This is a genomic window from Bradyrhizobium sp. P2_E8, assembly GCF_056403875.1.
The window spans coordinates 1-7,864 of sequence record NZ_JBFUES010000274.1 but is presented as its reverse complement, the minus strand read 5'-3'; the positions used below and the strand labels follow the sequence as shown (position 1 = coordinate 7,864).

Sequence of the window (7,864 nt, the reverse complement as noted above, 5' to 3'; positions counted from 1 at the left end):
GTGTGCCCGTCGCGGCCGGCGTGCCGGGCGCCGCATTGGCGACGCCGCCTGCCTCGGTCACTGAACCGGTCGTGGTGCCGGAAACAATTGCGGCGTCGTTGGTGCCGTGGATGGTGATCGTGACCACTTGGGGGGTGCCGTCCAGCGTGGTCACTGTGAACGTGTCGGCCAGCGTCTCGCCGGCGTTGAGCGCCTGCACCGCACCGTTGCTATTGTCGAGCGTGTAGGTCCACACGCCGGCTGCCGTCATGGTGAAGGTGCCGTAGCCGCCAGCGCTTGCCGTTGGGCCGACCGCCGTGAAGGCATTTGAGGTCGTGTCGACGTCCGTGTCGGTGAGCGTGCCGCTTGCAGTGGCCGTTCCGGGATTTGCATTGGCAACGCCGCCGGCCTCGATCACCGAGCCGGCCGTCGAGCCGGAGACAACGGCTGCGTCGCTGGCCCCATGGATGGTGATCGTCACCACTTGGGGAGTGCCGTCTATGGCGGTCACCGTAAAGTGGTCGATCAGCGTATCGCCCGCATTGAGCGCCTGCACCGCGGCGTTGGTGTCGTCCAGGATGTAGGTCCATACGCCGGCCGTCGTCATCGTGAAGGTGCCGTAGCCGCCGGCGCTCGCTCTTGGCGAGCTCACTGCCGTGAAGGTATTGGGCGGATTGTCGACGTCGGTGTCGGTGAGCGTGCCGGTCGCAAGCGGCGTGCCGGGTGTTCCGTTGGTGGTGCCGCCAGCCTCGACAACCGAGCCGGTCGTGGTTCCGGAGATGAATGCAGCGTCGTTGACGCCGTTGAGGACGATCGTGAAGGTCTGACTGGCAGAAGTGTTTCCGTCGGAAACGGTCACAACGAAGCCCTCGGTCGTGGGCGCCGTCAGAGCGTTGATTGCGGCGCTGTCGGGCACGAACGTATAGGCGCCGCTCGTGCTGTTGACGTAGAGCGTCCCGTAGGGGCCTGTCTTCGACAGATCGTATGTCACTCCGCCCAGGACCGTGGTGCCGGAGGTCGCCCCGACGACGCCGAAGGTCAGCTTGCCGCTGTTGGTGCTGCTCGCGGCGAACGTTCCGCTCGTCGCAGTGAATGTGTCAAACACCACGGTATCGAATTCGGCCGGCCCGGCTCCGGTGTTCAGCGTCGGCGGCGGTAGTACGATCAGAGGCTCAGGCGTGAAAACGAGAGGCTGCAGCAAATCTTGCGGCGCGGGCGCTGCGGGCGGAATGAAATTGATCGGCTGCAGCGGCAGGGATTTGACGAAGGGAGGCGTGCCCGAGCCGTGGGGTCCTTGAAGATTGGCGAGCGCGTCCTGTTGTGCGGTCTGCAACTCCTCCATTCGGGCGAGAGAGTTCGTGACCTGGTTCACACTGATCGTGGATCCTACCTTTTTGAGGACGATTGTCTCGCCGGGATCCTCGACGATGATGTGCCGCGGGATCGGCTCCTTGGTCACAAGCTCGAATGCACCGTGCGCGAGATCCTTGTAAGTGATGGCGTCGTCATCCAGGAACGTCACGTTCGGGTCTGCGGCCTGGGCCTGTTTGATCATCGAGAAGAACAATGCCGTGAGCGACAACATCCCGAAGCGGCCGGCAGAGGCCCGCTCGCGAGTCTGCGCGACGGGTCCATCAAGAGAGCCGCTCGTGGTCGCCTTCACGCGGTGATGCCTGACCGCAGCGGTTTCAGACTCGTCCCCGGGCCTTCCAGCGGGCGTGACGGACATTGTTCGACCTCGATTGACAAGCGGTCGACCTCAGACGTCGCCGTATCTTTGCTGGCTTGCCGCGTCACGCGATCGGGAGCTTTTGCGCCGGCAACCTCAGTCAGGCCCGCTGAAGGTCGTGGTTTTCCGAGAATTCCGCCCAGGCATGTCACGGCAGAATTGCTGTCGTTTCACCCGACGGCACGGGCGAAAAGCTGGTTGAAATCGCCTGGCACGGATAGTGGCTCTTTCGGGCACGGCGATCAGCCATTCGGATTACTCCGGAATAGTCGGTTTGGCTGTCGTGGCTTGTTGCCGCCGCTCTGCCATAATGCACGATGGTCTCGCCGACGCCGTCGGTGCCGTTCCGATGCTCAAAACAACATCTTCAAAAAAGGGTTGAGCCATGGGCACTCACGCAGCGACTGTTCTCGTGGCAGGTATCGTCCTTGCGCTGGCCGGCTTGTCACTCAACCCAGTCCAGGCGCAGAACGATTCTCCGCGGCGAGCCGTTCTGGACTCCTCGTCAAAGCCAATCGGGAAAGTTGTGGCAGCCGATGGCTCGGTCATCATCGAGCATGTGGGAGCCGTCATTGTCCAGGCCAACGTCCCGGGCGAATCCACCCAGACGAAGATTGGCGATCCGGTCTATTTGGGCGATGTGGTTCGAACCGGTGCCGACAGTCGGGTCGGCATCAACTTCGTGGATGGGACGTCGTTCAACTTGTCGAGCAACACCCGCATGACGTTGGACGAATATGTCTACGAACCAGCCGGGAAGTCCAATTCGACGATCTTCAGCCTGACCAAGGGGACGTTCGTTTTTGTTGCCGGCCAGGTTGCGAAGACCGGTGACATGAAGATCGAAACGCCGGTCGCGACGATGGGCGTTCGAGGCACCACACCTCACGTCGAAATCTCGGATGACGGAACCACCAGGTTCTCCACTCTTATCGAAGAGGGCAAGAACAAATATTCGAAGAAGTCCGGCGTAACGGGGGCACCGCGACCCGAGCAAAGGGCGGAGCACAAGCTCAATCTGAACATCTGCCGCGGGTGCTGACGCTGGTTCTAGCCTCCGCGCAATCGCCAGATCTCAGAGGACGGGGCCTGACATGGAATCAAGATCGTCCGTCGTCAAAAGCGGAGTGGCGATTGGCGTCCTGCTGTTGGTCGGCTTGCCAGTCGCGGCCCAGAATTCCAAGGTGAACAACAGCTATCTCAGCAGTATTGAACCCTGCAACGGGGGGGGTACCACCTCGCTTGATGCCCGGATCGCTGCCTGCACGGCTTTCATCGAGGCGCGTCAGGGGACGACGGCAGCTCTGGCTATCGCCTATAACAATCGCGGCAATGCCTACACCGCAAAGGGCGACTTCGACAAAGCCATCCGCGATTTCGATCAGTCGATCGCGCTCAAGCCGACATACACAAAGGCCTTCAACAACCGCGGTGTGGCTTACTTGAGGAAAGGCGAATATCAGCTCGCGATCGAGGCCTTTGACGATGCGATCAAGCTCGATCCCGACTATGGCGCCGCCTTCGTCAACCGCGCCGGAGCCTACCTGAAGAAAAATGACCACCAGCGCGCGGCGCATGACTACGACGAGGCCATTCGTCTCCAGCCCGATTCGCAGGCCGCATGGAGCGGACGATGCTGGACCCGGGCGCTACTCGGTGCCTGGCAGGCCGCGCTGGAAGACTGTGACAGAGCGCTTCAATCCGGATCGACCAGCGCTGCCGTGTACGACACGCGCGGGCTGATTCACCTGAGGATGGGCGAGTTCGGTGCGGCGATCGCCGACTACAATTCTGCCTTGCGAGCCGCCCCGGAATTGGCGAGCGCGCTTTTTGGCCGCGGGCTTGCCAAGCTGAAGCAGGGCGACGCGATTGGCGGAGATGCTGACATTTCGGCTGCAAAGACAATTCAGGGCAATATCGGCGACGAGTTCGCGCATTATGGCGTCGGTCACGACTGAGTTCACGACCGGCTCTGGCTCGTCGATCATCGCAGAGGAATTTGCTGAGACGGCGGCCGCGGTGCACGCCGCGCCGGTCCCGCCCGGCGCCGGTGACGTCGGGGCGTTAACATCTCCTTAACCACTTGCTCTCCAAATTCGGAGCGCGAACGCCTCAGCCCGCACGCAAGGCGTCGCGACGCACTGCGCGGGATCAATTCGCCAATACAGCATTAACAAGTCCTTAATTGGCAAAACCTACATTCGACGCCATGGGCCGGCGCCATGTGCCGGTATGGGTCGTCGAACCGGAAGAAGTGCCGCCAATGGCGCAGAAGGCTGCCGCTGGATTTGTGTCGCGAGCCCGCGCCCTGGCGTGGGGGCTGTCGCGTCATGTCCGTAAGGCACCTGCGCTGGCAACCATCCTCCTGGTCGGCCTGATCGCCACAAGCCCGGCGCGGGCGGACCCGATCCGGGGCGAGGCCAGCTTTTCGGCCGGTGGCGGCTTTGCCCGTCTGGTGATCAAGCTCGTCGAGGATGTTCCCTCCGAGGTGACGACGGCCGGCTCCATTCTCATCATCCGCTTCGACCGGCCGGTCGACGTTCCCGTCGACCGGGTTCCGGAGGGCGCGCCCGACTACGTCAACTCCGCCCGCCGCGATCCCGACGGCGGCGCCATCCGCCTGTCGCTGGCGCGGCGCGTCACCGTCAACACCATGAATGCCGGCGAGCGCACCTTCATCGACCTGTTGCCGGAAGGCTGGAAGGGACCGCCGCCGAGCCTGCCCATGGATGTGGTCAAGGAACTCGCCGAGCGCGCGCGCGTCGCCGAACGGGCGCTGCGTGCGCAGCGCGCCGCAGCCGAGACCAAGAAGCGTCCGCAGATCCGTGTGCGCGCCTCGGTGCAGCCGACCTTCGTGCGCTTCGTGTTCGAGATGCCCGACGGCGTCGGCGTGTCCTCAGTGCTCAACGAGCAGAAGCTCACGCTGGCCTTCAACGCCAACCTCAGTTTCGACCTCGCGGACGCGGTCGTCGCCGCGCCGCCGAACGTCGCCTCGATCAAGCAGAAGGCCGACATCGACCAGACCAATGTCGAGATCGCGCTGATCGGCGATTCCGATGTGCACTCCTTCCGCGACGAGAAGAACTACGTCGTCGACGTCTCCTTCCAGCCGGACAAGGGCAAGGCGGCCGCGACGCCCGAGGCTGCGATTGCGCAGGCCAAGTCTGCCAGTCAGGGCCATGGACCGGCACCGGCCGCTGAAAAGCCGGCGGCCGAGAAGAAGGACGCCCATCGCGAGGTCGTGCCGCCGACCTCCGAGACGATCGCGCGCGACGCCAGGATCGATATCAAGCCCGAGGCGAAGCCGGACGCGCCTGCCGCGATGCCCGCCGCCGAAGCGCCGAAACCGGCGCAGCCTCCTGCGGCCGAATCTGCGGAAGCGCCCAAAGAAACGTCCAAGGAAGCCTCGAGGCCCACCCCGCCTGTTGCAGAGGCTCCGGCCGCGCCTGCCAAGCCAGCAATGGCCGAGGCGCCCAAGGAGGTCGTGAAGGAAGCGGCGAGGGAGCCGGTCAAGGAAGCAGCCAAAGCTGCGCCCACCGAGGCGCCGGCCGCGCCGCAGCCGGCCGCACCGAGCGTCGATGCGCGCCGCGACAGCGACGGCTTGCGGGTGACGTTCCCGCTTCAGGTTGCAACGCCCGCGGCGGCGTTCCGCCGCGGCGACACCATCTGGCTGGTGTTCGACACGCCGAAGCCGATCGACGTCGAGGCGATCCGCGCCAAGGGCGGCGCAATGATCGGCGAGGTCGGCCGCATCCCCCTCGACAAGGGACAGGCGGTGCGCATCCGTCTCACCCGGCCGCTGGTCTATTCGCTGACGAGCGAGGAGGTCGGCAAGGAGACCAACTGGCTGCTGACGCTCGCCGACAAGATCCAGGCGACGCCGCTGCCGCTGATGATGTCGCGCAACATCACCGACCCCGCGCTCGCCAACATCGCTATTCCCTTCGCCAATCCGGGCGTGCTGCACAAGTTCACCGATCCCGATGCCGGCGACATGCTCTATGTCGTCACCGCGCAGCGGCCGGTGCGCGGCTTCATCAAGCGTCAGGACCTCGTCGATCTCTCGCTGCTGGAATCCGCCCACGGCATCGCGATCCGGCCGAACTCCGACGAGGTCGGCGTCGAGGTCGGATCCGACAAGGTCATTCTCGGCAAGAAGGGCGGACTGACGCTGTCGCCGGTCGACATCTCTGCCGAGCGCGCCCCGACCGCGGTGCGCCCGATCTTCAGCCCCGAAGGCTGGCGCAAGGGACAGTCGGAAAACTTCATGACGCGCCAGAGCGACCTCATCACGGCGATCTCGGCCGTCGAGCCGGCGCTGCGCTCGCTGCCGCGGCTCGACCTCGCGCAGTTCTACATGTCGCGCGCGATGTATCACGAGGCCAAGGCCGTGACCGAATTGATGCTGAGCGATCCGCTCAACAAGGAGGAGAGCGGCGCGCTGATCATGCACGCGATCGCGAGCATCCTGATCGGCCGGCCGGCGCAGGGCCTGAAGGACCTCGCCAATCCCGTGATCGGCAACAGCCACGACTCCCAGCTCTGGAAGGCGCTCGCCTATGCGCGCCAGGGCAAATGGGCGGACGCGCGCGAGAAGTTCAAGAACGTCGAATTCGCCATCGCCTCGCTGCCGCTCGACATCCAGCGCATCGTCACGATGGACGCGATGCGCGCCTCGCTCGAAGTGAAGGACTATGCCGGCGCCTCCAAGCGGCGCAGCGAGCTCGAGATCGTCGGCGTATCGCCCGAGGCTGCGCCCGGCTTCGCCGTGCTGCGCGGCAGGCTCGCCGAGGCGCTCGGCCACGACAGGGATGCGCTCGACGACTACAGGTTCGCGGTCGGCTCGAGCGACCGGCCGGCTGCGGCCGAGGCCAAGCAGCTCGAGGTCGCGTTGCGGCAGAAGCGCGACGAGATCAGCAAGGAAGACGCGCTTCGCGAGCTCGAGACGCTGTCGATGACCTGGCGCGGCGACGCGATCGAGGTCAAGACGCTGCAGATGCTGTCGCAGATMTATGCCGAGAACGGGCGCTACCGGGACGCGCTCACAGCGGCGCGCACCGCGACGAAGCTGCAGCCGAATGCCGAGGCCTCGCGCCAGGCGCAGGATCTTGCCTCCGACCTGTTCACGCAGATCTTCCTGGGGCCCAAGGGTGACGAACTGCCGCCGGTCGAGGCGCTCGGGATGTTCTACGAGTTCCGCGAGCTGACGCCGATCGGCCGCCGCGGCGACGAGCTGATCCGGCGTCTTGCCGACCGTCTCGCCTCGATCGACCTGCTCGACCAGGCCGCCGAGCTCCTGCAGTACCAGGTCGACCACCGCCTCGAAGGCGCCGCGCGTGCCCAGGTCGCCGCGCGTCTTTCCATGATCTATCTCGCCAACCGCAGGCCGGACATGGCGATCTCGGCGCTGCGCGCGAGCCGCATCAGCGATCTCTCCGGCGAGCTCAGGCAGCAGCGTCTGCTGCTCGAGGCCCGGGCGCAGAGCGACGTCGGCCGGCACGATCTCGCGCTCGACATCGTCTCCAACGTCTCCGGGCGCGAGGTGCTCCGCCTGCGTTCCGACATCTTCTGGGCGGCGCGGCGCTGGCGCGAGTCCGCCGAGCAGATCGAGCTCTATTACGGCGAGCGCTTCCGCGACTTCAAGCCGCTCAATGCGGTGGAGAAGAGCGACATCATCCGCGCCGCCGTCGGCTACGCGCTCGCCGACGATTCGATCGGCCTGTCGCGCTTCCGCGAGAAGTACGCGCCGCTGATGAGCGAGAGCGCCGACCGTCTCGCCTTCAACATCGCCAGCAAGCCGGCCGCGGCCTCCAGTGCCGAATTCGCCGAGATCGCCAAGCTGGCTGCGAGCGTCGACACGCTCGACGGCTTCCTGCGCGAGATGAAGCAGCGCTTCCCCGACGCCACCGCCCGCGCGCCATCCGGGCCGCAGGCCAAGGAAGAGACCGACCACACCGGCTCGCTGCCGAAGATCCCCGCCGTGCGGCAGATCAAGATGACGCGGTAGGGACCCTGCCGCCGCGTGGAGCGCGGCCGGGAACGGCGCCGCATCCTCCGTCATTGCGAGCGCAGCGAAGCAATCCAGAATCTTTCCGCGAGGACAGTCTGGATTGCTTCGTCGCAAGGGCTCCTCGCAATGACGGGGACCGGTCGTCG

At 65.3% G+C, this 7,864-nt stretch carries 4 protein-coding genes; 3 read left to right on the top strand and 1 reads right to left on the bottom strand.

The window, feature by feature from the left end; all coding sequences use genetic code 11:
• Positions 1-1,642 (bottom strand): VCBS domain-containing protein (locus AC1D00_RS17010; RefSeq protein ID WP_477011472.1); only part of this gene is annotated, 1,642 nt, incomplete at its 3' end.
• 478 nt (positions 1,643-2,120) lie between these two features.
• On the opposite strand from AC1D00_RS17010, the gene AC1D00_RS17005 reads away from it, so the two are divergent.
• From AC1D00_RS17005 to AC1D00_RS16995, 3 genes are all read left to right on the top strand, one after another.
• Positions 2,121-2,750, top strand: coding sequence for a FecR family protein (locus tag AC1D00_RS17005; RefSeq protein ID WP_404557940.1), 630 nt, complete (start codon positions 2,121-2,123; stop codon positions 2,748-2,750).
• A 52-nt stretch (positions 2,751-2,802) separates the two neighbouring features.
• Positions 2,803-3,666, top strand: a complete 864-nt coding sequence (locus tag AC1D00_RS17000) for a tetratricopeptide repeat protein (RefSeq protein WP_477011471.1) — start codon at positions 2,803-2,805, stop codon at positions 3,664-3,666.
• Between the two features lie 305 nt (positions 3,667-3,971).
• Positions 3,972-7,715 (top strand): tetratricopeptide repeat protein, encoded by a 3,744-nt coding sequence (locus AC1D00_RS16995; RefSeq protein WP_477011473.1) that lies wholly within the window; start codon positions 3,972-3,974, stop codon positions 7,713-7,715.
• The last annotated feature ends 149 nt before the right edge of the window (positions 7,716-7,864 follow it).

What these genes read in the sequence shown, in the direction of transcription:
- AC1D00_RS17000 (WP_477011471.1), top strand. Translation starts at nt 2,803, where the DNA reads ATGGAATCAAGATCGTCCGTCGTCAAAAGCGGAGTGGCGATTGGCGTC.